This is a genomic window from Caulobacter sp. GW822-FHT01G02 (assembly GCF_058802865.1).
Genome location: NZ_JBXAON010000004.1, coordinates 548493 through 575489, shown reverse-complemented (window position 1 = coordinate 575489; position 26997 = coordinate 548493). Strand labels below are relative to the sequence as shown.

Annotated in this window: 26 protein-coding genes, 1 other RNA gene and 1 pseudogene; 13 read left to right on the top strand and 15 right to left on the bottom strand. The window is 68.4% G+C overall.

Annotated features, from left to right (window positions below; translation table 11 throughout):
• Position 1: 1 nt before the first annotated feature.
• Positions 2-1258 (bottom strand): dicarboxylate/amino acid:cation symporter, encoded by a 1257-nt coding sequence (locus AC1RNC_RS15020; RefSeq protein ID WP_492887168.1) that lies wholly within the window; start codon positions 1256-1258, stop codon positions 2-4.
• Positions 1259-1565: 307 nt separating this feature from the next.
• Here AC1RNC_RS15020 and AC1RNC_RS15015 point away from each other — a divergent pair, with 307 nt between their 5' ends.
• Positions 1566-3020: an AMP nucleosidase gene (locus AC1RNC_RS15015; protein ID WP_492887167.1), complete on the top strand. Its 1455-nt coding sequence runs from the start codon at positions 1566-1568 to the stop codon at positions 3018-3020.
• Positions 3021-3068: 48 nt separating this feature from the next.
• Here AC1RNC_RS15015 and nudC read toward each other — a convergent pair whose 3' ends face one another.
• A complete protein-coding gene (gene nudC / locus AC1RNC_RS15010; RefSeq protein WP_492887166.1) occupies positions 3069-4007 on the bottom strand; it encodes an NAD(+) diphosphatase in 939 nt (312 codons plus the stop codon).
• Positions 4008-4100: 93 nt separating this feature from the next.
• On the opposite strand from nudC, the gene ffs reads away from it, so the two are divergent.
• The 7 genes from ffs (at position 4101) to def (ending at position 9478) form a co-directional block, all read left to right on the top strand.
• An RNA gene (gene ffs, locus AC1RNC_RS15005) (signal recognition particle sRNA small type) lies at positions 4101-4198 on the top strand.
• A gap of 187 nt (positions 4199-4385) precedes the next feature.
• Positions 4386-6248 (top strand): DNA polymerase III subunit gamma/tau, encoded by a 1863-nt coding sequence (locus tag AC1RNC_RS15000; protein ID WP_492887165.1) that lies wholly within the window; start codon positions 4386-4388, stop codon positions 6246-6248.
• 32 nt (positions 6249-6280) lie between these two features.
• Complete coding sequence (locus tag AC1RNC_RS14995) at positions 6281-6610, top strand: YbaB/EbfC family nucleoid-associated protein (RefSeq protein ID WP_125157003.1); 330 nt, start codon at positions 6281-6283, stop codon at positions 6608-6610.
• A 126-nt stretch (positions 6611-6736) separates the two neighbouring features.
• Complete coding sequence (recR, locus tag AC1RNC_RS14990; protein WP_492887164.1) at positions 6737-7339, top strand: recombination mediator RecR; 603 nt, start codon at positions 6737-6739, stop codon at positions 7337-7339.
• A 115-nt stretch (positions 7340-7454) separates the two neighbouring features.
• The gene (locus tag AC1RNC_RS14985) at positions 7455-7607 is read left to right on the top strand and encodes a hypothetical protein (RefSeq protein WP_492836373.1); all 153 of its coding nucleotides are present in this window, start codon (positions 7455-7457) and stop codon (positions 7605-7607) included.
• A 69-nt stretch (positions 7608-7676) separates the two neighbouring features.
• Positions 7677-8948, top strand: a complete 1272-nt coding sequence (locus AC1RNC_RS14980; protein WP_492836375.1) for a DNA recombination protein RmuC — start codon at positions 7677-7679, stop codon at positions 8946-8948.
• 8 nt (positions 8949-8956) lie between these two features.
• Complete coding sequence (def, locus tag AC1RNC_RS14975) at positions 8957-9478, top strand: peptide deformylase (protein ID WP_492887163.1); 522 nt, start codon at positions 8957-8959, stop codon at positions 9476-9478.
• Here the strand turns inward: def and AC1RNC_RS14970 are convergent.
• Complete coding sequence (locus AC1RNC_RS14970) at positions 9475-10173, bottom strand: FMN-dependent NADH-azoreductase (RefSeq protein ID WP_492887162.1); 699 nt, start codon at positions 10171-10173, stop codon at positions 9475-9477. The two genes, def and AC1RNC_RS14970, sit on opposite strands and share 4 nt — an antisense overlap.
• An 86-nt stretch (positions 10174-10259) precedes the next feature.
• Here AC1RNC_RS14970 and AC1RNC_RS14965 point away from each other — a divergent pair, with 86 nt between their 5' ends.
• Positions 10260-11174 carry a LysR substrate-binding domain-containing protein gene (locus AC1RNC_RS14965; protein WP_492887161.1) on the top strand — a complete coding sequence of 305 codons (915 nt, stop codon included), beginning with the start codon at positions 10260-10262 and terminating at the stop codon, positions 11172-11174.
• On the opposite strand, the gene AC1RNC_RS14960 is transcribed toward AC1RNC_RS14965, so the two are convergent.
• Positions 11156-11635, bottom strand: coding sequence for a cupin domain-containing protein (locus AC1RNC_RS14960; protein ID WP_492887160.1), 480 nt, complete (start codon positions 11633-11635; stop codon positions 11156-11158). The genes AC1RNC_RS14965 and AC1RNC_RS14960 overlap by 19 nt on opposite strands.
• A gap of 64 nt (positions 11636-11699) precedes the next feature.
• Between AC1RNC_RS14960 and dapE the strand changes: the two genes are divergently transcribed.
• From dapE to AC1RNC_RS14945, 3 genes are read left to right on the top strand one after another with little or no spacing between them, the layout of a single operon-like run.
• On the top strand, positions 11700-12872 hold the full coding sequence (dapE, locus tag AC1RNC_RS14955) for a succinyl-diaminopimelate desuccinylase (RefSeq protein ID WP_492887159.1): 1173 nt from the start codon (positions 11700-11702) through the stop codon (positions 12870-12872).
• 16 nt (positions 12873-12888) lie between these two features.
• Complete coding sequence (locus AC1RNC_RS14950) at positions 12889-13809, top strand: glutaminase (RefSeq protein WP_492887158.1); 921 nt, start codon at positions 12889-12891, stop codon at positions 13807-13809.
• A gap of 54 nt (positions 13810-13863) precedes the next feature.
• On the top strand, positions 13864-14445 hold the full coding sequence (locus AC1RNC_RS14945) for an NAD(P)H-dependent oxidoreductase (RefSeq protein ID WP_492887157.1): 582 nt from the start codon (positions 13864-13866) through the stop codon (positions 14443-14445).
• Here the strand turns inward: AC1RNC_RS14945 and truA are convergent.
• A complete protein-coding gene (gene truA / locus AC1RNC_RS14940; protein WP_492887156.1) occupies positions 14442-15185 on the bottom strand; it encodes a tRNA pseudouridine(38-40) synthase TruA in 744 nt (247 codons plus the stop codon). The genes AC1RNC_RS14945 and truA overlap by 4 nt on opposite strands.
• The gene (fmt, locus tag AC1RNC_RS14935; protein ID WP_492887155.1) at positions 15185-16111 is read right to left on the bottom strand and encodes a methionyl-tRNA formyltransferase; all 927 of its coding nucleotides are present in this window, start codon (positions 16109-16111) and stop codon (positions 15185-15187) included. Before fmt ends, truA begins: the two co-directional genes overlap by 1 nt.
• 123 nt (positions 16112-16234) lie before the next feature.
• Here fmt and AC1RNC_RS14930 point away from each other — a divergent pair, with 123 nt between their 5' ends.
• Entirely contained in the window at positions 16235-16594 is a 360-nt protein-coding gene (locus tag AC1RNC_RS14930; protein ID WP_492887154.1) for a cell surface protein, read from the top strand.
• Positions 16595-16707: 113 nt separating this feature from the next.
• On the opposite strand, the gene dapD is transcribed toward AC1RNC_RS14930, so the two are convergent.
• The 9 genes and pseudogenes from dapD to AC1RNC_RS14885 all read right to left on the bottom strand — a co-directional run bounded on the left by dapD (position 16708) and on the right by AC1RNC_RS14885 (position 26972).
• Complete coding sequence (gene dapD / locus AC1RNC_RS14925; protein ID WP_492887153.1) at positions 16708-17568, bottom strand: 2,3,4,5-tetrahydropyridine-2,6-dicarboxylate N-succinyltransferase; 861 nt, start codon at positions 17566-17568, stop codon at positions 16708-16710.
• Positions 17565-18230, bottom strand: a complete 666-nt coding sequence (locus AC1RNC_RS14920) for a pyrimidine 5'-nucleotidase (protein WP_492887152.1) — start codon at positions 18228-18230, stop codon at positions 17565-17567. The genes dapD and AC1RNC_RS14920 overlap by 4 nt, the downstream gene beginning before the upstream one ends.
• Positions 18227-19141, bottom strand: coding sequence for an acetylglutamate kinase (gene argB / locus AC1RNC_RS14915; RefSeq protein ID WP_492887151.1), 915 nt, complete (start codon positions 19139-19141; stop codon positions 18227-18229). The genes AC1RNC_RS14920 and argB overlap by 4 nt, the downstream gene beginning before the upstream one ends.
• 88 nt (positions 19142-19229) lie before the next feature.
• A complete protein-coding gene (locus AC1RNC_RS14910) occupies positions 19230-19502 on the bottom strand; it encodes a SemiSWEET family sugar transporter (RefSeq protein ID WP_492887150.1) in 273 nt (90 codons plus the stop codon).
• Positions 19502-19966, bottom strand: a complete 465-nt coding sequence (locus AC1RNC_RS14905) for a response regulator (protein ID WP_492887149.1) — start codon at positions 19964-19966, stop codon at positions 19502-19504. Before AC1RNC_RS14905 ends, AC1RNC_RS14910 begins: the two co-directional genes overlap by 1 nt.
• Positions 19967-19982: 16 nt before the next feature.
• A pseudogene (lovK, locus tag AC1RNC_RS14900) lies at positions 19983-20618 on the bottom strand (photosensory histidine protein kinase LovK); the annotation flags it as partial.
• Positions 20619-20866: 248 nt separating this feature from the next.
• Positions 20867-21910 (bottom strand): sulfate ABC transporter substrate-binding protein, encoded by a 1044-nt coding sequence (locus AC1RNC_RS14895; RefSeq protein WP_492887148.1) that lies wholly within the window; start codon positions 21908-21910, stop codon positions 20867-20869.
• Between the two features lie 75 nt (positions 21911-21985).
• A complete protein-coding gene (locus tag AC1RNC_RS14890; RefSeq protein ID WP_492887147.1) occupies positions 21986-23446 on the bottom strand; it encodes an OprO/OprP family phosphate-selective porin in 1461 nt (486 codons plus the stop codon).
• A gap of 265 nt (positions 23447-23711) precedes the next feature.
• The gene (locus tag AC1RNC_RS14885) at positions 23712-26972 is read right to left on the bottom strand and encodes an autotransporter outer membrane beta-barrel domain-containing protein (protein WP_492887146.1); all 3261 of its coding nucleotides are present in this window, start codon (positions 26970-26972) and stop codon (positions 23712-23714) included.
• Positions 26973-26997 lie beyond the last annotated feature (25 nt).

The window sequence follows — 26997 nt, the reverse complement described above, 5'->3', positions numbered from 1 at the left end:
GTTAAGCCTTGGCGGGCTCGGTGTCGGGCTGGATCTCGTCCAGCTCGCCTTCCCACTTGGCGACCACGGCGGCGGCGACGCTGTTGCCGACGACGTTGGTGGCCGAGCGGCCCATGTCCAGCAGGTGGTCGACGCCGAGCACCAGGGCGATCCAGGCCTCCGGCAGGCCGAAATAGGTCAGGGTGGCCATGATCACCACCAGCGAGGCGCGCGGCACGCCGGCGATGCCCTTGGACGTCACCATCAGCAGCAGCAGCATGAAGATCTGCTGCTGGACCGAAAGGTGCACGCCGTGCGCCTGCAGGATGAACATGGTGGCGAAGGTGCAGTAGAGCATCGAGCCGTCGAGGTTGAACGAATAGCCCAGCGGCAGGACGAACGAGACGATGCGACGGCGCACGCCGATCTTGGGCAGGCTGTCGAGGATGCGCGGATAGGCGGCTTCCGACGAGGCGGTCGAGAAGGCCAGCAGGGCCGGCTCGCGGATCACGCCGAACAGCGGGATCACCCGCTTGCCCAGCACCAGGAAGCCGGCGACGAACAGCAGCAGCCACAGCGTGCCCATGGTGGCGTAGAAGCCCAGCACGAACTTGCCGTAGACGGCCAGCATCGACAGGCCCTGGGTGGCGATGGTCGAGGCCAGGGCGCAGAAGATCGCCAGCGGGGCCAGCTTCATGACGAAGCCGGTGACCTTCAGCATCACCTGGGCGCCTTGCTCGGCCAGTTCCAGGATGTGCGGGGCCTTGTTGTCCAGCGAGGCGACGGCGGTGCCGACGAACAGGCTGAAGACCACGATCTGCAGGATCTCGTTCTTGGCCATGGCCTCGAAGATCGAGGCCGGCACCAGATGGGTCAGGAAGCCCTGCAGGGTGAAGGTTTCGGTCGAGGCCGCCGGGGCGTTGGCGGCGCTGGTCAGCTCGGTCAGGTTCAGGCCCGCGCCCGGGTGCAACAGGTGCACCATCAGCAGACCCAGCAGCAGCGATACGGCCGAGGCGCTGATGAACCAGGCCATGGTCTTGGCGCCGATCCGGCCCACGGCGGCGGCGTCCTCCATGTGGGCGATGCCCGCGACGAGCGTCGTCAGCACAAGCGGGGCGATGATCATCTTGATCAGCCGCAGGAAGAGGTCGGTTCCCATCTTGAACCACTTGACCGCTTCTTCGGTCTGGGCCGGATCGAGGAACTGATTACAGGCCCAGCCGACCGTGACCCCCAGGATCATGGACGCGATGATCAGATAGGCGAAGCGCTTGTTCATGAATCCCCCTGGCGTCTGTCTCGACGTCGACGGCCTTGTTCTGGTGTTCGGAAGGAACGACGCGCGAGAACGCTCGCGCCGCCATTCGCCCCTCCTTGAGCATTTCAGCCCTTGTGGCCGACCGGCGCCGGTTCGTCCATGCCCTTGCGATGACACGGCCTAGCTTCCGGCAAACCAAGCCGAAGAATTAGGCTCATCCTAGAGACGGAAGTCCGCGCGACTTCCTCACCTTCGCTAAGTAATAAATCATTCCCATTTGGCCGGGCCGGCGTCTCGCCAACGTCGCAAAACGTCGCTATAAGGACCCATGTCAAACCAAGAAAAAGCAATCGCCGTCGTCGAACGGCTGAATGACGAATACGAACGCGCCGTCGACGCTCTGCGGACCGCCCTGCGCGCCTATCTCGAAAACGGAACCCGCCCCGACCCGCAGACGCGGTTCGACGGCACGTTCGCCTATCCCGAGCTTCGACTGACCTACGACCCGGAGGCCCTGCCGCCCAAGCTGGCCCGCTCGTACGCCCGCGTCAGCCGCCCCGGCGTCTATTCGACCACGGTCACCAAGCCGGCCCAGTTCAAGGACTATCTGGTCGAGCAGCTCAGCCTGCTGATGGACGACTTCGACGTCGAGATCGAGGTCGACCGCTCCAGCCAGGAAATTCCCTATCCCTACGTGCTGGACGCCACCATCGACCTGAACCAGGCCGACGTGCGCAGCGAGGACATCGCCCGCTTCTTCCCGACCACGGACCTGGCCTTCATCGGCGACGAGATCGCCGATGGCGTCTGGAACCCGGCGCTGGAGGAGACCCGCCCGCTGTCGCTGTTCGACGGCCTGCGCACCGACTTCTCGCTGGCGCGCCTGAAGCACTACACCGGCGCCCCGGCCGAGGACGTGCAGCAGTTCATCCTGTTCACCAACTATCACCGCTATGTCGACGAGTTCGTGCGCTGGGGCATCGAGCAGCTGCGGCAGCCTGACAGCCCCTACACGGCCCTGTCGTGCTCGGGCGGCGTGACCATCACCGCCGACACGGTCAATCCGGAGCTGGTGGTGGCGGAGTCGAGCTGGCGCAAGCACCAGATGCCGGCCTACCACCTGATGGCCCCGGGCGGCGTGGGCGTGACCCTGCTGAACATCGGCGTCGGCCCGTCCAACGCCAAGACCATCTGCGACCACCTGGCTGTTCTTCGTCCGCAGGCCTGGCTGATGATCGGCCACTGCGGCGGCCTGCGCGACACCCAGACCATCGGCGACTACGTGCTGGCCCACGCCTATCTGCGCGACGACCACGTGCTGGACGCCGTGCTGCCGCCGGAGATCCCGGTGCCGTCGATCGCCGAGGTGCAGCGCGCCCTCTACGACGCGGCCAAGGCGATCAGCGGCGACAGCGGCGACCAGCTGAAGAAGCGCCTGCGCACCGGCACCGTGGTCACCACCGACGACCGCAACTGGGAACTGCGCCACAGCCTCTCGGCCCTGCGCTTCAACCAGAGCCGCGCCGTGGCGATCGACATGGAGAGCGCGACCATCTCGGCCCAGGGCTATCGCTTCCGGGTGCCGTACGGGACGCTGCTGTGCGTGTCGGACAAGCCGCTGCACGGCGAGATCAAGCTGCCCGGCCAGGCCAACGCCTTCTACGAGCGGGCGATCAGCCAGCATCTGCAGATCGGGATCCTGACCTGCAAGCTGCTGCACGCCGAGGGCCCGAACCTGCACTCGCGCAAGCTGCGAGCCTTCGACGAGCCGCCGTTTAGATAAGGGCGGCCTGGACGATGCTCCCCCGTCGTCCGGGGGGCGTCTGGAGCGTCACTCCTCGCTCCACGCCTTGATCAGTTGATGGGCGATCGCCAGCGACGGCGGGCAGAACACGCCCTCGATCTCGCCCTTGATCAGCCGGACGGCCTCGTCCTTGCTGAACCAGCGCACCTCTTCCAGCTCGGTCTGGTCGGGCGCGGCTTCGGCGCTGTCGACCTCGGCGATCAGGCCGATCATCAGCGAGCCCGGCCACGGCCAGGGCTGGCTGGAATGGTAGCGGACGGCGGTGGCGGTCAGCCCGGCCTCCTCCTTCAGCTCGCGGGCGCAGGCCTCCTCGATGGTCTCGCCGGGCTCTAGGAAGCCGGCCAGGGCCGAGAACATGCCCTTGGGCCAGGCCGCCTGGCGGCCCAGAAGGCACTTGCCGTCATGGACCGCCAGCATGATCGCCACCGGGTCGGTGCGGGGGAAGTGCTCGGCGTCGCAGGCGGGGCAGACGCGCTTCCAGCCGCCGTCGGCGACCTCGCTCTTCTGGCCGCAGTTGCTGCACCAGCGATGGCGGCGACGCCATTCGAACATCGACTTGGCGGTCGCGAGAATCCCGGCGTCGGCCGGGGGCAGGGTCGCGGCCGCGCCGCGCAGCTCCTCGAACCGGCCCAGGCCCTGCAGCGGGCCCTCGGCAGGGTCGGCGGTGGTGTCGATATCGACCGCGAAGACGGCGATGTCCTTCCACAGGCCCAGATACAGCAGCCTCTCGTTCCCGCCGGCCAGGTCCTGGGCCATGTCGGCGCGCAGATAGGCGATCTGGACACCGGTCGGCTTGCCGTCCTCGCCGAGCACGTCCTCGACCAGCGGCTTGCCGTTCCACAGCGCCACGGCCAGCGACTCGGGGTCGGCCAGCCTTTCGGCCAGCCAGGCTTCGTCCCCCCGCCGCTCGCTGTCGCGGTTCAGAGGGTTGCCGGCGAAGGTGTTGGTGATGATCGACAGGGCCATGTGTCGTCTCTAGCGCGAGTATGAACGCTCGTCACGACGTCGCGAATGCGTCATGCGGCTTGCATCCGTCGCGATGAGTCGCGATATAGGCCTCGGAGATCGGCGCGGACGGAGTCCTCGCCAACTTGGTCAGGGCCGAGAGGCAGCAGCCACAACGAGATCAGCTCTGGGTCGCTGTCCGGTCTCCACCTTTCCCTTCTCCTGAAATCGTCATCGGTCTACAGCGAGGCCGCAATGGTCGCTGGACCAAACCCTCGTCCTTCGACAAGCTCAGGATGAGGATTTGGACTGCCCTCGGCTCATCCTTGGGACCAGTCCCTGTCAGTAGCCCTCATCCTGAGCTTGTCGAAGGACGAGGGCGGCGTTACCGGACTGTCCATGGCCGACCTCGACGATCTCTCGCCTGATTCCGCGCCGCCGTGGGACGAAGCTCCCCCCAAGGAAGACTTGGCCGAGCGCGACGAGAACACCGCCGACATCTTCGGCGAAGCGCCAGCGCCAGCGCCCGCGCCGGTCGCGGAGGCGCGTCCCGTGGTCGAGTCTCCGCCCGAGAGCGAGAAGGGCGACGCCTATACCGTGCTGGCGCGGAAATACCGCCCGCGCACCTTCGAGGACCTGATCGGCCAGGAGGCCATGGTCCGCACCCTGGCCAACGCCTTCTCCACGGGCCGCATCGCCCACGCCTTCATGCTGACCGGCGTGCGCGGCGTCGGCAAGACCACGACCGCCCGCCTGCTGGCCCGGGCGCTCAACTACGAGACCGACACGGTCAAGGGGCCCTCGGTCGACCTGACCACCGAAGGCTACCACTGCCGCGCCATCATCGAGGGCCGGCACATGGACGTGCTGGAGCTGGACGCCGCCAGCCGCACCAAGGTCGACGAGATGCGCGAACTTCTGGACGGGGTGCGCTACGCCCCGGTCGAGGCGCGCTACAAGGTCTACATCATCGACGAAGTGCACATGCTGTCGACGGCGGCGTTCAACGCCCTGCTGAAGACGCTGGAAGAGCCGCCGCCGCACGCCAAGTTCATCTTCGCCACCACCGAGATCCGCAAGGTGCCGGTGACGATCCTGTCGCGGACCCAGCGCTTCGACCTGCGCCGGGTCGAGCCGGATGTGCTGGTCAAGCACTTCGACAAGATCTCGGCCAAGGAAGGCGCGCGGATCGAGATGGACGCCCTGGCCCTGATCGCCCGAGCGGCCGAGGGCTCGGTGCGCGACGGCCTGTCGCTGCTGGACCAGGCCATCGTGCAGAGCGATCGCGGGGCCACGGTCACCGCCACCATCGTCCGCGACATGCTGGGCCTGGCCGATCGCGGCCAGACCATCGCCCTCTTTGAAAACGTCATGGCCGGCAAGACCAAGGACGCGCTGGAGGGCTTCCGCGCCCTCTGGGGCTTCGGGGCCGATCCGACGGTGGTGATGCTGGACGTGCTGGACCACTGCCACGGCGCGGCGGTGGCCAAGGCCCTGGGGCCGGACGCCCTGTCGATGCCCAAGGAGCAGGCCGCGCGCCTGGCCGCCATCGGCGCCCACACCTCGGCCGGCACGCTGTCGCGCCTGTGGCAGATGCTGCTGAAGGCCCACGAGGAGGTGCGCCGCGCGCCCGACGCCATGGCCGCGGCCGAGATGGCCCTGATCCGCCTGTGCTACGCCGCCGACCTGCCCGGCCCGGAAGAAGCCCTGAAGGCCCTGCGCGACGGCGCGCCGCCCGGTGGAATTGGCGGCGGCGGTTCGGGCGGAGGGGGCTCGATGGGCGGCGGTTCGGCCGGTGGCGCGAGCTCGGCCGCCCATGCGCCCATGACCATGGCCGCGCCCGGGGCCCTGGCCATGCCGGTGGTGGCCTCGTTCGACGACGTCATGGCCCTGATCGCCGCGCGGCGCGACATCGGCCTGCGGCTGGACGTCGAGCAATATGTCCGCCCGATCAATTTCCGGCCCGGCGCCATCACCTTCGAGGCCGCGCCCGGCGCGCCCGGCAACCTGGCCGGCCGCCTGGTCCGCTTCCTGAAGGAGGCGACCGGCCAGCCCTGGCTGGTGGCCGCCGAGGGCGGCGGCGGGGCCGAGAGCCTGATGGAGCGCCAGAAGCGCGAGGAGCGTGAGGCGCTGGCGGAGATCAAGAAGGATCCGTTCGTCGCCTCGGTGCTGTCGGCCTTCCCCGGCGCCGAGATCGTCGAGATCCGCAAGCTCCTCACCCCCGAGGTCCCGCCTCTGGAGCCGGACGAGGAAGAGGGCTGAACGGCCCGCTGTTTTGAATTTGGAGTTCTGAGATGAAAGACCTCGGCGGCCTGATGAAGCAGGCTCAAGCCATGCAACAGAAGCTGGCGGACGCCCAGGCGCGTCTGGCCGAGAGCACCGTCGAGGGGACCTCGGGCGGCGGCATGGTCACCGTCACCCTCAAGGGCACCGGCGAACTGGCCAAGGTGGTGCTGGACGAAAGCCTGATCGAGCCGGGCGAGGGCGAGGTCATCGCCGACCTGATCGTCGCCGCCCACGCCGACGCCAAGAAGAAGCTCGACGCCAAGCAGGCCCAGATGATGCAGGAGGCCGCCGGCCCGATGGCGGGCCTGATGGGCGGCATGCCCGGGATGAAGTTCTAGATTGGCGGAACCGATATCCTCGTCCTTGGACACGCTCAGGATGAGGATATCCACCGACTCGACAATCACCTTCACCCTGAGCCTGTCGAAGGGCGTGGGTGAAGCACCGCCTTCGCAAAGGACCTGATGGCCGCCTCCGCCGGACCCGAGATCGAGCGCCTGATCGCCCTGCTGTCCAAGCTGCCGGGGCTGGGTCCGCGCTCGGGCCGGCGGGCGGCCCTGGCCCTGCTGAAGAAGCGCGACACGCTGCTGGCGCCGCTGGCGGCCGCCATGGCCGACGCCCAGGCCAAGGTCCGCGCGTGCTCGGTCTGCGGTTCGCTGGACGTCACCGATCCCTGCGCCATCTGCTCGGATGGCTCGCGCGACGGCCGCCTGCTGTGCGTGGTCGAGGAGGTCGGTTCGATCTGGGCCATGGAGCGCGGTGGCTCGTTCAAGGGCCGCTACCACGTGCTGGGCGGATTGCTGTCGGCGTTGGACGGGGTCGGGCCGGACTCGCTGCGCATCGCCGAGCTGGCGGCCCGCGTGGCCGACGGCGAGGTGGCCGAGGTGATCCTGGCTCTGCCGGCCACGGTCGACGGCCAGACGACCGCCCACTACATCGCCGACCGCCTGGCCCGCACCAATGTGCCGGTCACCATGCTGGCGCGGGGCGTGCCGGTCGGCGGCGACCTCGACTGGCTCGACGACGGCACGATCGCCCAAGCCTTGCGCGCCAGACGCCCGGCTTGAGCGAAATCCTGGGGATCGCCCTGGAATCCGGCTGACAGCTTGGCCTTCCCGCGCCAAGCTCCGCATCGTCGCGTTCGGCCAGTCGCCGGCGCGCGCCAGTGGAGGGACTGATTACATGAGCACGCCCGAGGACAAGGCTCCGGAAACCGAAGCCGAAGCGCCGCACCCGGCCAAGGTCGGCGTGGTCGACCGCGGCCACAACGTCACCGGCTTCGGCGGCGAACCGATCAGCGGCATGATCGCCGATCTCGCCGACGGCGACGACTGATCCAGGCGGCGGCCGGGTGAAGAACCCGGCCGCCTTCCGTTTTGGGCCGACTCCCGCTAAGAACGGAGCATGAACTTTTCAGATCCGTTCCTGATCCTGGCCATCGTCTTCGCCCTGGCGACGATCGCCTGCGCCCTCTGGGCGTTCGCAGCCCAGCGCCGGGCCGCCAAGGCCGAGGCCCAGGCCTGGATGCTGAACGAGAAGGTCGCCCAGGCCGAGGAGCGCACGCGCCTTCTGGAGGACCAGACCGCCACCCAGATCGAGCTGATCAAGGCCCAGGCCGCCCAGAGCGCCAACGCCATCGCCGAACAGCTGATCAAGCGCGCCGACGAGAACGCCAAGAGCCGCGACAACCTCACCCAGGCCCGGCTGGAGGCCCAGCTGAAGCCGGTGGCCGAGACCCTGGCCAAGTTCGAGGCTCAGGTGACCGCCGTCGAGAAGGCCCGCGCCGAAGAGACCGGCGGCCTCAAGGCCCAGATCGCCCAACTGCTGGAAGCCTCGACCGCCACCCAGACCGAGGCCCGCAAGCTGTCGGCCGCCTTGCGCCGCGGGGCCGGCGTCCAGGGCCGCTGGGGCGAGCAGATGCTACGCAACGTGCTGGAGATGGCCGGCCTCAAGCACGGGGTGGATTTCACCGAGCAGGTCCAGCTCGACTCCGGCCGGCTGCGCCCCGACGTGGTGGTGCGGATGCCCAAGAACGCCGCCTTCGTGATCGACGCCAAGTGCTCGCTGACCGCCTATCTCGAGGCCCAGGACGCCAGCGACGAGATCGCGCGGGAAGCCGCCTATGTTCGCCACGCCGCCAGCCTGCGCACCCACGTTCAGCAACTGTCGGCCAAGGCCTATTGGGACGCGTTGGAGATCTCGCCCGACTTCGTGACCATGTTCGTGCCCGGCGATGGCATCCTGACCGCCGCGCTGGAGCGCGCGCCCGAGCTGATGACCGAGGCGATGGACAAGCGGGTGATCATCGTCACGCCCTCGACCCTGTTCGCGCTCTGCAAGGCCGTGGCCTATGGCTGGCGGGTCGAGGAGCAGGCCAAGAACGCCGTCGAGGTCGCCGCCCTGGGGCGCGAGCTCTACAAGCGCATCGCCGACATGGGCGGCCACGTCGCGGGCGTGGGCCGTTCGCTGTCGGCGGCGGTCGACAAGTACAACGCCTTCGTCGGGTCTCTGGAGAGCCGGGTCCTGCCCAAGGCCCGCGAGTTCGAAAAGCTGAAGGTCGACCACGGCAAGTCGATGGACGAACTAGAGGCCATCGAGACGGCCGTCCGCCCCATCACCAAGCTGGACGTGGGACAATCTCCCACCTTGACGCTCGGAAATGACCCCACTACCTGAGGGGGACCATGGCTATCCGTCGCATCCTCACCGTCGATAACGCCGCCGACCTGGCGACGCTGAAGAAGATCTCCGCGCCCGTGGAGACCGTCACCGACGAGTTGCGCGCCCTGATGGATGACATGCTGGAGACCATGTACGACGCCCCGGGCATCGGCCTGGCCGCCGTGCAGGTGGGCGAGCCCGTCCGCGTCATCACCATGGACCTGGCCCGCGAGGGCGAGGAGCCGGCTCCGCGCTACTTCGTCAATCCCGAGATCCTGTCGACCTCGGAAGACACCCTCGGTTACGAGGAAGGCTGCCTGTCGGTGCCGGAATATTTCGACGAGGTCGAGCGTCCGGCCAAGGTCACCATCCGCTACATGAACTACCAGGGCGAGACCGTCGTCGAGGAGGCCGAGGGCCTGTTCGCCGTCTGCATCCAGCACGAGATGGACCACCTGGAAGGCGTGCTGTTCATCGACCACCTCTCGCGCCTGCGCCGCGACCGCGCCATCACCAAGGTGAAGAAGGCGCGCCGGGCGGCCTAGGGCGCGCGCGTCGATCCACCCTCCCGTTCCAACGCGATCGTCTCTGCCAGCGCGTCGACCGCCGCTTCTGCGCGCGCCAACGAGGCCGTCAGGCGGTCGTCCTGGAACTCGTCATACTCGACCGCCGCCGTGCGCAAGTCGGTGATCCCCAGATAGGCAAGGGGCTTGGCCAGGGCGGGCGTAACCAGTTCCAGGTTGGCGATCCGTTCGCCGGAGTCGTAGCCGTAGTCGCCGCGCGCGGTCAGGACCACCAGGGTCTTGCCCTGGTCGGCCAGCATCGGCCAGTACGGCTCGCCCTGGCGCGCCCGATCGAAGCCGAAGGTCAGGCCCACGCGGACGATGTTGTCGATCCAGGCCTTGAGCTGGGCTGGCGGGCCGAAATTGTACATGGGGGCGCCGATGACGATGACGTCGGCGGCCTTGAGCTCGGCGACCAGGGTGTCGCTCTCTGTGAGGACCTCGCGCATCCAGGGCTCGCGCAGCGCCGGCGCGGTGAAGGCCGCGTGGATCCAGTCACCGCTGACCGGGCGCGGCGGACGGACGCCGACGTCGCGATAGCGGACCTCGTCGCCTGACCGAAGTTGGCTCCAGCGTTCCACGAACCGATGGCTCAGGCGGCGGGTGTGCGAGCCATGGCGGTCTTCGCCCGAGCGGCCCGAGCGCGCGCTGGCGTCGATCTGCAAGACGGTGGTCATGAGTATCTCCGAGCTGATGAAAGTTCATCCGTGGAGATGGGTTTGCGCGCGTGACACGGCTATGGCGAACGCATATTCATCAGGTCATGGATGAGATAAATTCATCTTTCACGCGCCGACGGCTGCCACTCGGCGACCTGCGCGCCTTCGAGGCCGCCGCACGGCTGGAGAGCTTCCGCCAGGCCGCAGACGAACTGGGCGTCACGCCCACGGCGATCAGCCATCGCGTCCGCGAGCTGGAAGAGACGCTGGGTCTGAAGCTGTTCGACCGCCAGGTGCGGCGGGTCAGCTTGACCCCCTCGGGAAAGCGGCTTTTCCCGGTGCTGCGCGATGGCTTCGACGCCTTCGCCGAGGCGCTGCGGGGTCTGAAGCCCGACAATGGCGAGGCGGCCGTGACTGTGTCGGCCCTGGTGGCTTTCGCCGCCCGTCGCCTGCTGCCGCGCATCGCCGAGTTCAGCCGGGCGCATCCGGACCTGCAGCTTCGGTTGCACGCGTCGGACGATCCGGTCGACCTGCGCTCGGGCGCGGCGGACCTGGCCATCCGCTACGGCTACGGGCCGTTTCCGGGCCTAGTCGCCGAGCCGCTGTTCGTCGAGAGCTTCGCGCCGGTGTGTAGTCCCAATCTGCACTTGGCCATGCCCGGCGATCTGCGTGGCCAGACCCTCTTGCACGCCGAGTGGCGGCATCCGGCCGCCGACACTCCGACCTGGGCCCGCTGGGCGCAGGCGGCGGGTCTCCCGGACCTAGACACCACCCCGCGCCTGACCTTCACCGACGATAGCCAGGCGATCCAGGCGGCGGTGGCGGGGCAGGGCGTGGCCATGGCCAGTCTGGGCCTAGTGCAAGATGAGCTGGCTTCGGGCCTGCTGGTCAAGCCGTTTGGCCCGGTGATCCCGGGGCGGCCCTATCATTTACTGCGGCTGCCGACGGCGTCATCGGCCGTGATGGCGGTGCACGATTGGCTGCTGACCGCGCTGAAGGCCTACCGCTTCCGCCCCTGATCCGTCTCATAAGGTGTCCCGTCACGATGGCGGTAGACATCCTCCCCCTCCCGTAGAGCCAGGTCGATATCGGGATAGTCGCAGCCATCCGTATCCGGCCGCCGCGAGCCGATCTCCAGCAGCAGCACGTCCCTGTCCGAGCGGTTCTGGAAGTGGTGGCCGTTCGCCACCCCGGCCTTGAAGCCCGCGCAGTCGCCGGCCCGCAGCACCGTCTCGCCGTCGTTGTCGACCAGCACGACCTCGCCTTCGACCACCCAGGTGAACTCGTCCTCGGCCGTGTGCCAGTGGCGCTGGCTGGACCAAGCGCCGGGCGGCAGGCGCAGGAGGTTGACGCCGAACTGGTCGAGCCCGACCGCGTCGCCCAGCTTGGTGCGGTGGCGCGACAGGCAGGGCGCGTTGAAGGGCGTGGGGTAGGCCGTGCCGACGCGGGTCGGGGCCGAGGCGATATCGATCTTGGGCATCGGGGACCTTGGAAGAAGTTTGTCGGGTTTGCGTCCCGCCGGAGGGAAGCCTAAACCCCGCACCATGACCAGCCCCGCGCCCGTTTCCGTCAGCATCGACGCCGTAGAGCTCGCTCAAGCCCTGATCCGCCGCCCTTCGGTGACCCCGGCCGACGCGGGCGCGATGGACACGCTGCAGCGTCAGCTGGAGGCGCTGGGCTTCACCTGCCGGCGCATGACGTTCGGCGAGATCGAGAACCTCTACGCCCGGCGCGGAACGGCGCGGCCCAACCTCTGCTTCGCCGGCCATACGGACGTGGTGCCCGTGGGCGACGACGCGGCCTGGACCGCCGGGCCCTTCGAAGCCGAGATCAAGGACGGGGTGCTGTATGGTCGCGGCGCGGTCGACATGAAGTCAGCCATCGCCGCCTTCGTCGCCGCCGTGGCCAAGGTCCCCGAGCACGCTGGCTCGATCAGCTTCCTGATCACCGGCGACGAGGAGGGCGTGGCCGAGGATGGCACCGTCAAGGTGGTCGAGGCCCTGGCCGCCGAGGGCGAGGTCATCGACCACTGCATCGTCGGCGAGCCGACCAGCGCCAACCTGCTGGGCGACATGGTCAAGATCGGCCGGCGCGGCAGCATCAACGCCTGGATCGCCGTGGACGGCGTGCAGGGCCACGTGGCCTATCCGCATCGCGCGGCCAACCCGATCCCGGTGATGGTCGACATCCTGTCGCGCCTGCAGAGTCGGGTGCTGGACGAGGGCTATGCCGGCTTCCAGCCGTCGAACCTGGAAGTGACCACGGTCGATGTCGGCAACACGGCGACCAACGTCATCCCCGCCTCGGCCAAGGCCCGGATCAACATCCGCTTCAACCCGGCCCACCAGGGCAAGGACTTGGCGGCGTGGATCGAGGCCGAGTGCCGCGAAGCCGCAGAAAGCGTCCCTGGGGGCTTCTCGGGCCGCGTGGAAGCGCTGTGCAAGATCAGCGGCGAGGCCTTTCTGACCGAGCCGGGCGCCTTCACCGACGTGATCGTGGCCGCCGTCGGCGACGCCACCGGCCGCGTGCCGGAGCTGTCGACCACCGGCGGCACCAGCGACGCCCGCTTCATCCGCGCCCTGTGCCCGGTGGTCGAGTTCGGCCTCGTGGGCTCGACCATGCACCAGGTCGACGAGCGGGTTCCGGTCGAGGAGATCCGCCAGCTGGCGGGCGCCTACGAGGCGCTGATCAACCGCTACTTCGCGGCCTTCGCTTAAGAGCCGGCGCGTCGACATGAAGGCGCTCTCGATCCCCGACGTGCTGGCCGAGGTGGCGGTGCTGGTGAAGCCGCACTTCGGCAAGGGCCGCGCCGCCGACTATATTCCCGAGCTCGCCAACGTGCCGGGGACGAAGTTCGGCATGGCCGTGCGCACCGTCGACGGCGGCGAGCACGTGATCGGCGACGCCGACGAGGGCTTTTCGGTCCAGAGCATCACCAAGGTCTTCGCGTTGGGGCTGGCGCTCAACCGCCTGGGCGACGAGACCTGGACCCGCGTGGGCAAGGAGCCGTCGGGCACGCCGTTCAACCACCTCTCCCTGCTGGAAGCCGAGGGCGGCGTGCCACGCAACCCGTTCATCAACGCCGGCGCCCTGGCGATCACCGATGTGCTGTTGGACGTCACCCGCGATCCGGCCGCGCTGATCCGGGACTTCGCCGGCTTCCTGTGCGACGAGCGGCTGGAGATCGACGGGGCGGTGGCGGCCTCGGAGCTGGCCCATGCCTGGCAGAACCGGGCCATCGCCAGCCTGATGCGCGGCAAGGGCACCCTGACCCACGAGCCCGAGGGCGTGGTGGCCGCCTATTGCCGCCAGTGCGCCCTGACCATGAGTTGTCGCCAGCTGGCCCGGGCCTTCCTGCCCCTGGCGGCGGGCGGCTTCTCGCCGGTGGCCCAGGAGACGGTGTTCCCCGAGCGCCTGACCCGGCGGCTCAATTCGCTGCTGCTGACCTGCGGCATCTATGACAGCGTCGGCAACTTCGCCTACCGCGTCGGCCTGCCGGCCAAGAGCGGCGTGGGCGGCGGCATCGTCGCGGTGATCCCGGGCAAGGCGACGGTGGCGGTCTGGTCGCCGGAGCTGGATCGGTTCGGCACCTCGGTCGTCGGCACGGCGGCGCTGGAAGCGTTCAGCCAGATCACCAACTGCTCGGTGCTGTAGAGACTTTGACGCGGCTCAAGGGCGCCGGTTCGCGCCTGGGCCACCCTGATCGTTATGAGCCGGCGTATTCTCATCCTGGTCGGGCACCCCGACCCAAGCCCCGACCGTTTCGGCGGCGCCTTGGCGAGCGCCTATGCCGACGCCGCGGTGAAGGCCGGCCACACCGTGAAACGCGTCGACCTGGGGTCAATGGATGTCCCCTACCTGCTCGGCCAGTCGGAGTTCGAGCAGGGACCGCCGCCGGCCGAAATTCGCGCCCTGCAACAGGACATCGAGCGGGCCGAGCATATCGTGCTGCTGTTTCCCCTATGGCTGGGCGGCGTTCCGGCCAAGCTGAAGGCGCTCCTGGAGCAGGTATTTCGCGGCGGCTTCGGCTTCGCCATCGGCGAGCGGGGCTGGATCTCCAAGCTCAAGGGCCGCTCGGCGCGCCTGGTCGTCACCATGGGCATGCCCGGCCCGGTGTTTCGCCTGGTCTTCGGCGCCCATGGCGTGAGGGCGATCGAGAAAGGCATCCTGATGCTGGCCGGCGTGCGGCCCATCCGCAGCTCGATCGTTGGCGGGGTCGAGTCGATCGGACCGGCCGGCCGGGCGCGATGGCTGGCCAGGATGCGGGCGCTCGGCGCCAAGGCCGCTTAGTCTCCGTACCCGACGCCGACCAGATACAGCCCGTCGGCTGGGGCCACGGGTCCGCATTCGCGGCGATCCCTGGCCTCCAGCGCCGCCTTGACGTCGTCCGGCGTCCAGCGCCCGGCGCCGACCTCGACCAGGGTCCCGGTCATCGACCGCACCTGCCGGTGCAGGAAGCTGCGGGCCTCGAAGTCCAGATGGATCTCCTCGCCGGCCTGGCGCACGCGGGCGACGTCGAGCGTCTTCACCGGGCTCTTGGCCTGGCAGTGCATGTCGCGGAAGGTCGTGAAGTCGTGCAGGCCGACCAGATGCTGGGCGGCCGCGTGCATGGCGTCGGCGTCCAGGTCCTTCTTCACGTGCCAGACCTTGCCCTTGTCGAGCGCCGGCGGGGCGCGGCGGTTGAGGATCCGGTAGAGGTAGCGACGCTCATTGGCCGAGAAGCGGGCGTGCCAGCCCTCTTCGGCGCGTTCGGCCGAGAGGATCGACACCGCCTCGTGGGTCAGGTGGGCGTTGAGGGCGTTGAACACGGTCTGGGCCGGCCAGTCCTTCTCGAGGTCGACATGCACCACCTGGCCGGTGGCGTGGACCCCGGTGTCGGTGCGGCCGGCGGCGGCGATGCGCACGTCCTGGCCGCTGAAGGCCTTCACCGCCGTCTCGATCGCGCCCTGCACCGACGGCAGCACGGCCTGGGCCTGGAAGCCGTTGTAGGGCCGGCCGTCATACTCGACGAGGAGGCGGTAGCGGGGCATCAGGCCAGCACGGTTCCGGCGGGGATCGGGAAGCCGCGCGTGAAGGTCTCGGCGTCCTGGACGCCCTTGCCTTCGCGCTGGGCCTTGAGCAGGCGGACGGCGCCTTCACCACAGGCGATGAGCAGGCCGTCGTCCAGGGCCACGCCCGGAGCGCCGTCCTGGTCTTCCTGGCGTGACAGCAGGGCCTTGACGCGGACGGCTCCCTTGTCCGACGGCGCCTCGAACCAGGCGCCGGGGAACGGCGAGAGGCCGCGAATATGGGCGTCGACCTCGGCGGCGGGGCGGGTCCAGTCGATGCGGGCCTCGGCCGCCTTGATCTTCTTGGCGTAGGTGACGCCCTCCTGGGCCTGCGGGGTCTCGATCGCGCCGCCGCGCTCGACGGCCGCCAGGGCCACGGGCAGCAGGCGGGCGCCGACGGCGGCCAGCTTGTCGTGCAGCGAGCCGGCGGTCTCGAGCTTGTCGATCCGCACCTGCTCGGACATCAGGATCGGACCTTCGTCGAGGCCTTCGCTCATCCGCATGACCTGGACGCCGGTGACCTGGTCGCCGGCCATGATCGCCCGCTGGATGGGGGCCGCGCCGCGCCAGCGGGGCAGCAGCGAGGCATGCAGGTTGAAGCAGCCGTATGTCGGCGCGTCGAGCACGGCCTTGACCAGGATCTGGCCGAAGGCGACCACGACCGCGGCGTCCAGCGCCAGGGCCTGGAAGGCCTCGATCTCCTCGGCCGTCTTCATCGAGACCGGCGTGCGGACCGGCAGGCCCAGGCCCTCGGCGAAGGCGTGGACCGGCGAGGGCTTCAGCTCGTGGCCGCGCCCGCGCGGGGCCGGGGGCTGGGAATAGACACAGGCGATCTCGTGGCCCGCGGCGACGAGTTCGGCGAGGCACGTGACGGCGAAGTCCGGGGTGCCGAGGAAGGCGATGCGCATGGCGGGGGTTTAGCGGTCTAAGCGGCTTCACGCAAAGCCCAGAGCAAGGGGGCCGAGACGGAACCTTGGCCTTGGGGCTTCGTTATGCAGCCGACTTACTGAACCTCCATTGGGAGCCCGACCATGCGTTCCAAGCTGATGCTGATCGCCGCCGCCGGCGCGGCCCTGACCCTCGCGGCCTGTTCGCAGGAACACGCCACCGAGGTGAAGGAAGGCGCGAAAGCCGCCGCTTCCGACATCAAGGACGCCGCTCACAACATCGCCAACGACCCGGACGTCAAGGAAGCCGGTACGGCGATCAAGGAAAGCGCCAGGGAGACCGGCGCGGAGCTGAAGGAAGCCGCTGGCGACGCCACCGACAAGGCCCAGGAGCTCGGCGAAAAAGCCGGCGACAAGGCCAAGGAGGCCGGCGCGGAGCTCAAGCACGACGCCAAGAAGGGCGCCGCCGAGAGCAAGAAGCAGCTCAACGAGGCGACGCGATAGGATGCCGAAACCTCGCCCTTCGACAAGCTCAGGGTGAGGCTTCTACTGACACCCGGCGCTGGAAGTCGTCCTCACCCTGAGCTTGTCGAAGGGCGAGGACGTCTCCGATAAACTTAATCCCGCAGCAGGTCGTTGATGCTGGTCTTCGAGCGCGTCTGGGCGTCGACCGTCTTGACGATCACGGCGCAGTAGAGGCCCGGGCCGCCGTTCGGGTCGGGCAGGTTGCCCGGGACCACGACGCTGTAGGGCGGGACCTTGCCGATGTGGATCTGGCCGGTCTTGCGGTCGACGATCTTGGTCGAGGCGCTGATGAACACGCCCATCGACAGGACCGAGCCTTCGCCGACGACCACGCCCTCGACGACTTCCGAGCGGGCGCCGATGAAGCAGTTGTCCTCGATGATGGTCGGGTTGGCCTGCAGGGGCTCCAGCACGCCGCCGATGCCGACGCCGCCCGACAGGTGGACGTTCTTGCCGATCTGGGCGCACGAGCCGACCGTGACCCAGGTGTCGACCATCGTGCCTTCGTCGACATAGCCGCCGATGTTCACGAACGACGGCATCAGGATGACGTTCTTGCCGATGTGGGCGCCGCGACGGACGATGGCGCCCGGAACCGCGCGGAAGCCGCCGGCCTCGAACTGCGGGGCGTCCCAGCCGTCGAACTTGTTCGGAACCTTGTCCCACCACGGACCGACCGCGCCGCCCAGCGTGCCGGCGCGCATGACGGTGTTGGGATTCAGGCGGAACGACAGCAGCACGGCCTTCTTCAGCCACTGGTGGGTCACCCACGCGCCGTCGACCTTCTCCGAGACGCGGACCTTGCCGCTGTCGAGCAGCAGCAGGGCTTCCTCGACGGCGGTGCGGACCGGGCCGGCGGTGTCGGCCGAGACCTCGGCGCGGGCTTCCCAGGCGGCTTCGATCTCGGTCTGGAGGTCGGCCAAAGAAATGGAAGGGGGGCTCACGGCGGTCATTGCGGGCTTCCTTGCAGGCGGGCCGCGTTCAGGAACGCGGCGAGGTCATGGGTGCGGAAATGGACGTGTTCCGAGGTCGAGTCCTTGGCGTGCGGCCCGACCAGGATGGTGGTCATGCCCATCCGGGCGGCCGGGACCAGGTTCTTCTCGCTGTCCTCGAAGAAGGCCGCCTGGGGCGGGCGCACGGCGTGCAGCTTGGTGATCTTGTCGAAGGTCGCCAGGGCGGGCTTGGGCAGGTAGTCGGCCGTCTCGATCGCGAACAGGTCGTCGAACAGGTCGTGCAGGTTCAAATGACCCAGCACGCGCTCGGCGTGGCCCAGCGAGCCGTTGGTGAAGATCAGTCGCCGCCCCGGCAACCGGGCGATCGCCTGGCGCAGGGCTGGGTCCGGGACCAGCCGATCCATCGAGACGTCGTGCACCTCGTCCAGGAACACCTTGGGCTCGATGCCGTGATTGATCATCAGCCCGGACAGCGTGGTGCCGTGCTCGGTGAAGTACCGCTTTTGCAGCGCCCGGGCCTCCTCGCGCGGAAGGCCCGTCATGCGCTCCACGAAGTCGGTCATCTTGACCTCGATCAGGCCCATGAACTCGCTTTCCAGCGGGTACAGGGTGTTGTCGAGGTCGAACAGCCAGGTGTCGACGTGGGCGAGGTCGGCGCTCATCGCGAGATGAGCGTGCCCGCGCCGTGTTCGCTGAACAGCTCGACCAGCATGGCGTGCGGGCGGCGGCCGTCCAGGATGACCACGGCCTCGACGCCCGATTCCACGGCGTGGATGGCGTTTTCCAGCTTGGGGATCATGCCGCCGCTGGCCACGCCGCTCTCGATCAGGCCGCGCGCCTCGTCGATCGTCATCTGACGGATGAGGTTGCCCTCACCATCCAGCACGCCGGCGATGTCGGTCAGCATCAGCATCCGCTTGGCCTTCAGCGCGCCGGCCAGGGCGCCGGCGACGGTGTCGGCGTTGATGTTGTAGGTCTGACCGTCGGTCGAGACGCCGATCGGGGCGATCACCGGGATGTAGTCGGTCTCCGAGGTCAGCAGCGCCTGGATGATGTGCGGATCGATCTTGGTCGGCTCGCCCACGAAGCCCAGGTCGACGACCTGCTCGATGTTGCTGTCGGGATCGCGCTTGGTGCGGGTCACCTTCTCGGCGGTGATCATCCGGGCGTCCTTGCCCGACAGGCCCACGCCGCGCACGTCGGCCTCGGCGCCGGCCAGGGTGATCCAGTTGGCGATTTCCTTGTTGATCGCGCCCGACAGGACCATCTCGGCCACTTCCATGGTGGCTTCGTCGGTGACGCGCAGGCCGTCGACGAAGGTCGACTTGACGCCAGCCTTGTCCAGCATGCGGCTGATCTGCGGACCGCCGCCGTGCACCACCACCGGATGGACGCCCAGCAGCTTCAGCAGCACCGCGTCGGCGGCGAAGACCTTGGCCACGTCTTCCTGGCCCATGGCGTGGCCGCCGTATTTGATCACCACCGTCTCGCGGTCGTAGATCTGGATGTAGGGCAGGGCCTCGGCCAGGGTCTTGGCGGTGGCCCAGCCGGCTTCCTCGGCGGCTTCGGTCAAGGCGACTGTCCCTCAAGCAAGTTGGGATGCGGAAATAGGCGCGCCTCGATAGCGGACCCCGCCCCCCCTGTCATCAAAAAGGGGGGCCTCAGGCCTTGTGGTCGAACCGCCACTTCATGACCAGCACCGCGCCGGACATCAGCAGGCAGGCGGCGTTGGAGGCGATCACCGGCCAGGCCTTGACCAGGCTCCCGTAGGCGATCCAGCACGCGAAGCCCGTCACCGTGACGATGTAGGTGCGCAGCGAAACGGACGAGGCGTCCTTTTCCTTCCAGATCTTGACGATCTGCGGGGCGAAGCTGGTGATCGACAGCAGGGCGGCGGCCGTGCCGACGACCGCGGCGACCGGGGGCGCCGCCATCAGGCGATCCGGGGCAGGTCGCCGAGACCCCAAAGCTGGGCGTAGGCCGGGGCCAGAGTCAGGCCTACCGGGACGGGCCCGGGGGCATGGCCTTCCTGCAGGCAGTAGGTCAGGTACGACAGGGCGGTCCGGACGCCGTGCTCGGAATAGGGCTTGCCGATCACGCCGCAGGCTCCGGCGTAGTCGTCAGGCAGGCGCTTGACGTTGGCGGTCATGAACAGGGCCACGCCGCCGCAGTCGCTCGAGATCTTGCGGGCCACCTCGACGCCGGTCGGGCCGTCGCTGAGGTGGACGTCCACGAGCGCGAGGTCGGGGTGCAGCTTCTCGGCGAGATCGACGGCTTCGTCGGAGCTCATGGCGCAGCCGAGCGAGTGGCAGCCCACTTCCTCGACAAGATGTTCGAGCTCGATCGCGAGGAGCATCTCGTCCTCCACGATCAACACATCGAGCGCACGCCCGGTCATACTGAAACCTGTCCTTTTAGCGCGCCCCATTCACGGGCAGCAGAACGACTACGCGGGCGCCAGGTTCCGCATCGGTGGTCTCACTCTTGGCTTTCAGCTGCTGACACAGCAGCTGAACAATGGTGAGGCCGAAGCCGGGTGGCGTGGTGTCCTTACCGAACCCAACGCCGTCGTCGGCGATTTCGATCCGAAATTCGCCCTCCTGGCGGCGAACGCCGACGAAGATCCGGCCGCCACGTCCTTCGGGGAAACCGTGTCGCAGAGCGTTGGTCAGCAGTTCGTTGACCACCAGGGCGAACGGCGCGGCCTTGGCGGCGGGGATCTCGACACGCTCCAGATCCAGCTCGATGCGGATGTCGTCGCGGCTGGCCGAGCCCATGAGGTCGGCGACCATGTCGCGGATGAAGGCCGAGACGTCGAAGCGCTCGACGTCCTCGCTCTGGAACAGGCGGCGGTGGACGGTGGCGATGGCGTTGACCCGGCCCAGCATGCCGCGCAGCGAGGCCTTCAGCGCGGGGTCGGTCACCCGGCGGTTCTGCAGCAGCAGCAGGCTGGAGATCAGTTGCAGGTTGTTCTTGACCCGGTGGTCCACCTCGTGGAGCAGGGCGGTCTTCTGCTCCAGCGCCTCGGTCAGCTCGCGGGTGCGCGCCTCGATGATCGCTTCGAAGTCCTCGGGACGACGGGCCGCGGCCTGATCGGTGTCGCGCGCCGGTTCCGAAATGTCGTTCATGCGTAAGGCTAAGCTCCCGCCACCCCGTGGACGCTCAACGTACCTGATCGTGTCGAGTTCCCAACATAGACCTAGACGGGAAAGGTAGACGGCGGAGATCCCATGGCTGGATCTCCGCCGATCCGAAGGCCGACCCGCGCTTCCCGGAGCGGGCAGGCCGTTGGAAGGTGTTATTTCGGCTGATAGATGCGGTCGAACACGCCGCCGTCGTTGAAGTGGGTGGCCTGGGCCTTCTTCCAGCCGCCGAAGGTGTCATCGATCGTGACCAGCGGGATCTTCTTGAAGCGGGCCGCGTACTTGGCCGCCACGTCGGCGTTGCGCGGACGGTAGTAGTTCTTGGCGATTAGCTCCTGGGCCAGCGGGCTATAGAGGAAGTTCAGATAGCCTTCGGCGACGGTGCGGGTCTTGTGGCGATCGACGTTCTTGTCGATCAGGGCGACCGGGGGTTCGGCCAGGATCGACAGGCTGGGATAGACGATGTCGAACTTGCCCGGCAGTTCGTCCTGGGCGAGGTAGGCCTCGTTCTCCCAGGCCAGCAGCACGTCGCCCAGGCCGCGCTGGGTGAAGCTGGTGGTGGCGCCGCGGGCGCCGGTGTCCAGCACGGGCACATGCTCGAACAGGGTCTTCACGAAGGCCTCGGCCTTGGCGGGATTGCCGCCCGGCTGCTTGAGGGCCCAGGCCCAGGCGGCCAGGTAGTTCCAGCGCGCGCCGCCCGAGGTCTTCGGGTTCGGCGTGATCACGTCGATGCCCGGCTTCACCAGGTCGCCCCAGTCCTTGATCTTCCAGGGATTGCCCTTGCGGACCAGGAACACGATGGTCGAGGTGTAGGGCGTGGAGTTCTGCGGCAGGCGCGACTGCCAGTTAGCGGGCAGCAGCCTGGCCCTGGCGGCGATCTCGTCGATGTCATAGGCCAGGGCCAGGGTGACGACGTCGGCCTGCAGGCCGTCGATCACCGAGCGGGCCTGCTTGCCCGAACCGCCGTGGCTCTGGTTGATCACCAGGGTCTGGCCGACCTTTTCCTTCCAGTACTTGGCGTAGGCGGCGTTGATGTCCTTGTAGAGCTCGCGCGTCGGATCGTAGCTGACGTTCAGCAGGGTGACGGGCTTGGCCTGGGCGAAAGCCGAACCGCCCGCGGCAAGGACCGCCGCGCCCGCGCCCGCGCCGGCGCCGGCCAGAAGACCTCGACGGGTCGGAACCTGGGTGAAGTCGCTCATCGAGACGGTCCTTTCTGGAGGTCTTCCAAGGATCTGTGGAGCCGGCGCGGCGCCCACAACGCCGCGCCGACGACTTTAGAACGCGTATTGGCTGCGCAAGTTGACCACCTGGTAGTCCTGGCTCAGCGGAACCGCGCCGCCGGCTGGGTCCAGGCGATCGATCGAGACATCGTAATAGCCCAACGAGAACTTGGTCACGGGGTTGGGGAACCAGTTGATGCCGACAGTGGTGATCTTCTGCTCGCCGCCGCGGACGCGGTCGGCGGCCAGAACGGCCTGCTCGTGATAGTTCAGGTCGGCGACCGAGTAGCGCGCCGCCAGTTCCCAGGCGCCCCACTGGCGCTTCTTCAGGTCGAACGGGTGCGCGATCGCCGGGGCGTCGAACGCGAAAGTGTTGGCGTTGTACTTGCGGGCCTCGCCGGTCAGCACCCACGAGCCTTCGACGTACCAGGCCTTGAGCTTCGGATCGGTGACGCCGGCCGCCGGATTGCGGCGGTCGATGGCGATGTCGAAATATTCGCCCTGGATCAGGACGTTCTTCTTCTGGGCGGCGGCCTCGAAGCCGTAGTGGCGGGCGCCGGTCGAGTCGATCGCGCCGGTGGTGATCAGCTGTGTCCCGTCGACGCGCAGCTCCGGACGGTCGCTGACGGCGACGTTATAGGCCCCGCCGACCGCGGTCTGGGCCGGAGTGACCACCTTGCTGGCGTTGGCGCCGACATGGACCAGCCAGTCGAGGCCCTTGAATGGCACGAAGGCGACGCGGCCCAGATAGCCCAGCTGCTCGTCGACGGTCTGACCGTCGCCGGCCTTGGCGCCGGTGATCGCGCCCGACAGCAGCCAGCGCTCACCCAGGGCCTGGCCCTGCAAGGCGATGCGCTTGTCGGCGCCGGCCAGGCCGCGCGCCAGCTCCGAGCCCGACGGGCGTTCGGCGAACAGCGAGCCGTTGGTCGAGGCCGCGTCCTCCAGGCCGACGTTCGGGGCGAAGGCGCCGACGCGGACCTTGAACGGGGCGTAGTTGTACTGGACCCACAACTCCTGCAGCGTGCCCTGGCCATCCGTGCCGGCGCCGCCGAAGTCCAGCAGGGCGTTGTATTCGAAGTTCTTGTAGAACTTGCCGTCGACGCCGATGCGGGCGCGGCGGAAGTTCGTGCCGCTGTTCAGGTCGCGGGCGTTGCCCAGCACGGCGGGTAGGCCCTTGTCCTGATAGTACTGGGCGGCGTCGAGCTGCATCACCGCGTGGATCGTGGCGCTGAAGGCGCCATCCCCGGAGGCGATGGTCGGCTTGCCGGCGGCGATGCTGACGGTGGTGGCGCTCTGGGCGGCGCGAACGTCCTTGAGGCTGGCGGCGGTGGCGGCCTTCAGGTCGGCGACCTGCTGGGCCAGCGTGGCCAACTGGGCTTCGAGCGCGGCGATACGAGCCTCGGCTTCGGCGGGCGAGCGCGGCGCGGTGTCCTGGGCGGATGCGGCGCCGGCGGTGGCCAGCAGAGACGCGCCAGCGATCAACGCCACGCGAAATGCGATACAGGTCTTGGTCATCGTGTCTGTCCCCTTTCGGCGCCGCTGGGCGGGCCGACCTGCCGAGCTAGGGAAGACGATTATCCCTAGTTGCGGAATCGAGATTTAGGAAAACCGGCCGTGAGTTTTTCTGTAGGCGCGGCAAAGTGTCGCGAAATACGCTGCGAATCTTCAGCCTTATCAGACATTTAAACCCGTAAATGTTCCGTTCACGGAAAAGGCCGCCGCGGTTTCCCGCGACGGCCTGCGATATTTTTTGCGGAGAAGGTTGAGGGGCCGCTGGACCCTAGAACATCGCCCGGCCAGCGAGGCGCAGGTTGTAGCGCTTCTGCTTCTTGGTGGCTTCGACGCCGCCTTCGATGCCCAGGTAGGACATCGGCGTGCCGGCCCGCAGGGCGAAGCCGGCGGTCACCGCGCCGTCCTTGTTGTTCAGCGCGGCCAGGGTGAAGGGGTTGCCGCCCTTGAAGGCCGCGACCGTGTCGCCGACCGAACCGGCCAGGGTCTGGCGATAGCCGACCCGCACTTCCGGGCGCCACCAGACATTCTTGCCGAAGTCGGCGCCGACCACCACGCCCAGCTCGCCCGAAAGGTTGCTGGAGGTGCGCTTGGCGACGGTCAGGTCGAAGCCATCGCCGCCGCCGCTTTCGGCGCGCTTGCCTTCGCGCAGCCAGACATAGTCCAAGCGGCCTTCCGGACGGGCGAAGAAGCGGCCGAACTTCTGCTCGTAGGCCACGCCCGCGAAGGCGTTGGCCGTCAGGCCCTTCCAGTCGGCGGTGTTCTTCAGGATCAGGTCGGCGACCCCATCGGCGTTGCCGTCCGGCGAGATGAAGCGGCGGTCGCCCTTGAAGAAACCGTAGCCCAGGCCGCCGCCGGCGTTCATCCGCCAGCCGCCGACCGAACGACGCCAGTAGGCGCCGGTCTGGACGAACGAGGCGGTGGTCTGCTCGCCGACCTTGGCGACGGTGTCGTGTTCCTCGAGGCTGGTATAGGCCAGGGTCAGGCCCAGCGCGCCGCCGGCGTCGCCCATGGCCTCATAGCCGGCGACGAAGCCGAACGCCTGGGTGTCCGAACCCAGGGTCTGGCCGGTGTCGCGACGGGTCAGCGAGGTGATTTCCTGGACCCAGATGCTGTCCGGACCATAGCGGTCGCCCGGATCGGGGCGGAACATGGTGGCCTGCGAGACCTGCTGGTTGACCGACTGCAGGGCCGCGAACAGGCCCTCGCCCTGGTCGGGCAGCATCTGGTCGTAGAGGTCGCGATAGGCGTCTCGCGTCGTCTGGTTCAGGAACGTCCCGGCCAGGGCCGAATCCTTGCCCAGCGCCTGGTAGACGGCGTCATAGGCCGAGGTCTCGGACCGGTTCAGGCCGATCTCGGCGGCCGTCTTCTGGCGGACGTCGATATAGACGTTGTTGGTGTCGGCGCGGCTGCTGGCCACGTACATGAACGGCGCCTGGGCCAGCAGGCCGTTGCCGATCGAGCCGACATTGACGTTGCTGCCCTGGATCACCGTGAAGGTGGTGGGCTGCTTGACCAGATTGGCCAGGCGGATGCCCAGCTCGGCGCCGGAGGCGATGTTGGTCGCGCCCGAGACCACCAGCTTGGTGTTCTGGCCGGCGGCCGGATCGGCCGAGAACAGGATCTTGCCCTTGTCGCCGACCGTCAGGCTGGTGACGTTGATGGTGTCGGTGTTGACGATGCCCAGGCTGCCGTTGGCGACGGCGATGTCGAGCCTGCCGTCGCTGTCGGTCAGCTTGCCCAGGGCCACGCCGCCGCCGTCGATCGACAGGCGATCCTGGCCGGTCCCGAACGACATGGCGCCCACCAGGGTGCCGCTCCACAGGTTCAGGGTGTCATTGCCGCCGCCGAACAGCACGTCGCCGACGGTCACCGGCGCCGAGGTGGTGCTGGTGGCGTCGGCGCTGGTGACGGTGTCGGTGCTGGGGAAGGTCGAGGTCGAGGCGTAGTCGGTCGGGCCCTTCTGGGTGAAGGTCACGCCCGAATTGTTGGCGCGCAGGTCCAGGGCGATCGCCTGGCCGCTGGTCGTCACGGTCGCGGCCGTGCCGTTGGCCTTGTAGGCCGGCGCCGTCAGGGTGGCGCGGATCGAGCCGGTGTTGGTGATGGTCTTCAGCGCGCCGGCCTGGTCGAGGATGGCGACCGCGTCGCCGGTCTCGCCGGTCCGCGTGGCGACCAGGGCGCCGCGGTTGTTGATGGCGGTGGTGTTCGAGCCCGCGCCCAGCACCACGGCTCGCGCCGTGGCCGTCACGCCCGAGCTGGCGAACGAGCCCGCGGTGGCCGTGATCGAGCCGCGGTTCAGGATTTCCCCGACGCTGGCGCCGGAGTTCAGGATCAGGCCGGTGGCGTCGGCTTCGTAGGTCGTGGCCGTGACGGTGCCGTCGTTGCGCAGACCGTTGGCGAGGGTGGTGGTCTTGCCGCCGCCCGCGCCGATCGAGACGCCGGTGGCGGTGACCTTGTCATAGACGCCCGCCGCGGCGATCGCCCCCTTGGCCACCAGGCCGTAGGCCAGGTCGCCGGCGCCGACCGCGCCCAGGGTGACGTTCTGCGTGGCCGAGCCGATCTGCAGGGCCGGCGCCGCGCCGAAGGCGCTGATGCTGGACGAGCCGGTGCTGCTGGAGGTGGTCGTCGTCGTGACGGTGTTGCCGTCCGTGCCGACCTTGGAAGAGTAGTTGGAGCCTTGCAGCAGCACGCCGCCGGTCACGTCGCCGGCGATGCGGACGGCCGGACCGCCCTGCAGCAGGTCATCGGCGTCCAGCTTGCCCAGGGCGTCGGTCGTCGTCGGGCGCGAGGTGTAGCGATAGCCGGTCGCGCTGGCGCTGCCCTGCAGGACCAGGGCCCCGTTGATGTTGGCGTCGATGGCCTGGGCCACGGCGTTCGCGCCCTGGACGGTGGTCGAGCCCCCCAGGGTCACCTTGCCGGTGACCGGCGCGGCGATCCGCGCGCCGTAGCTGTTGTCGCCGATGACGCTGATCGCGCCCAGGTGGGTGACGTTACCCAGCACCGGGCCTTCCAGCAGGATGCCGGCCGAGTTGTTACCCTTGATCGTGATCGTGCCGGCGGCGTCGTTGATGATGTCGCCGGTGAAGGTTCCGGCGTTGGTCAGCCGGATGCCGAAGCGGCCATTGCCCTGGGCGAAGGGGCCGTCGAGGTCGCCATCCGAATCGCTGTCGGTCGGCGTGTAGTCCTCGTCCAGCGTGATCGCCAGCGAGTTGGTCAGCGAGCCCGTCCTGCCGCCGATGACCAGCACGCCGACGCTGTCGTTGACGCCCTTGGTCTGCAGGGTGCCGGCGTTGGTCACCTTGTTGTTGCTGTCCAGGGTGACGATCGCGCCCGCGGTGGTCGGCTTGATCGAGCCGTCGGCGGTGATCTTGATGTCGTCGGCGGTCGTCGCGCCCGCAGCCGTGCTGGTGGCGATCGGCGTCGTCCGCGCGGTGGTGACCGTGGTTTCAGCCAACGCGGCGAAACCCATGGCCAAGAGAGGAGCGGCCGCGACCGTCGCGACCAGGACCTTGCGCTGCATTACGAACGACACCCCATGGAAACCGGCGCCACTAATT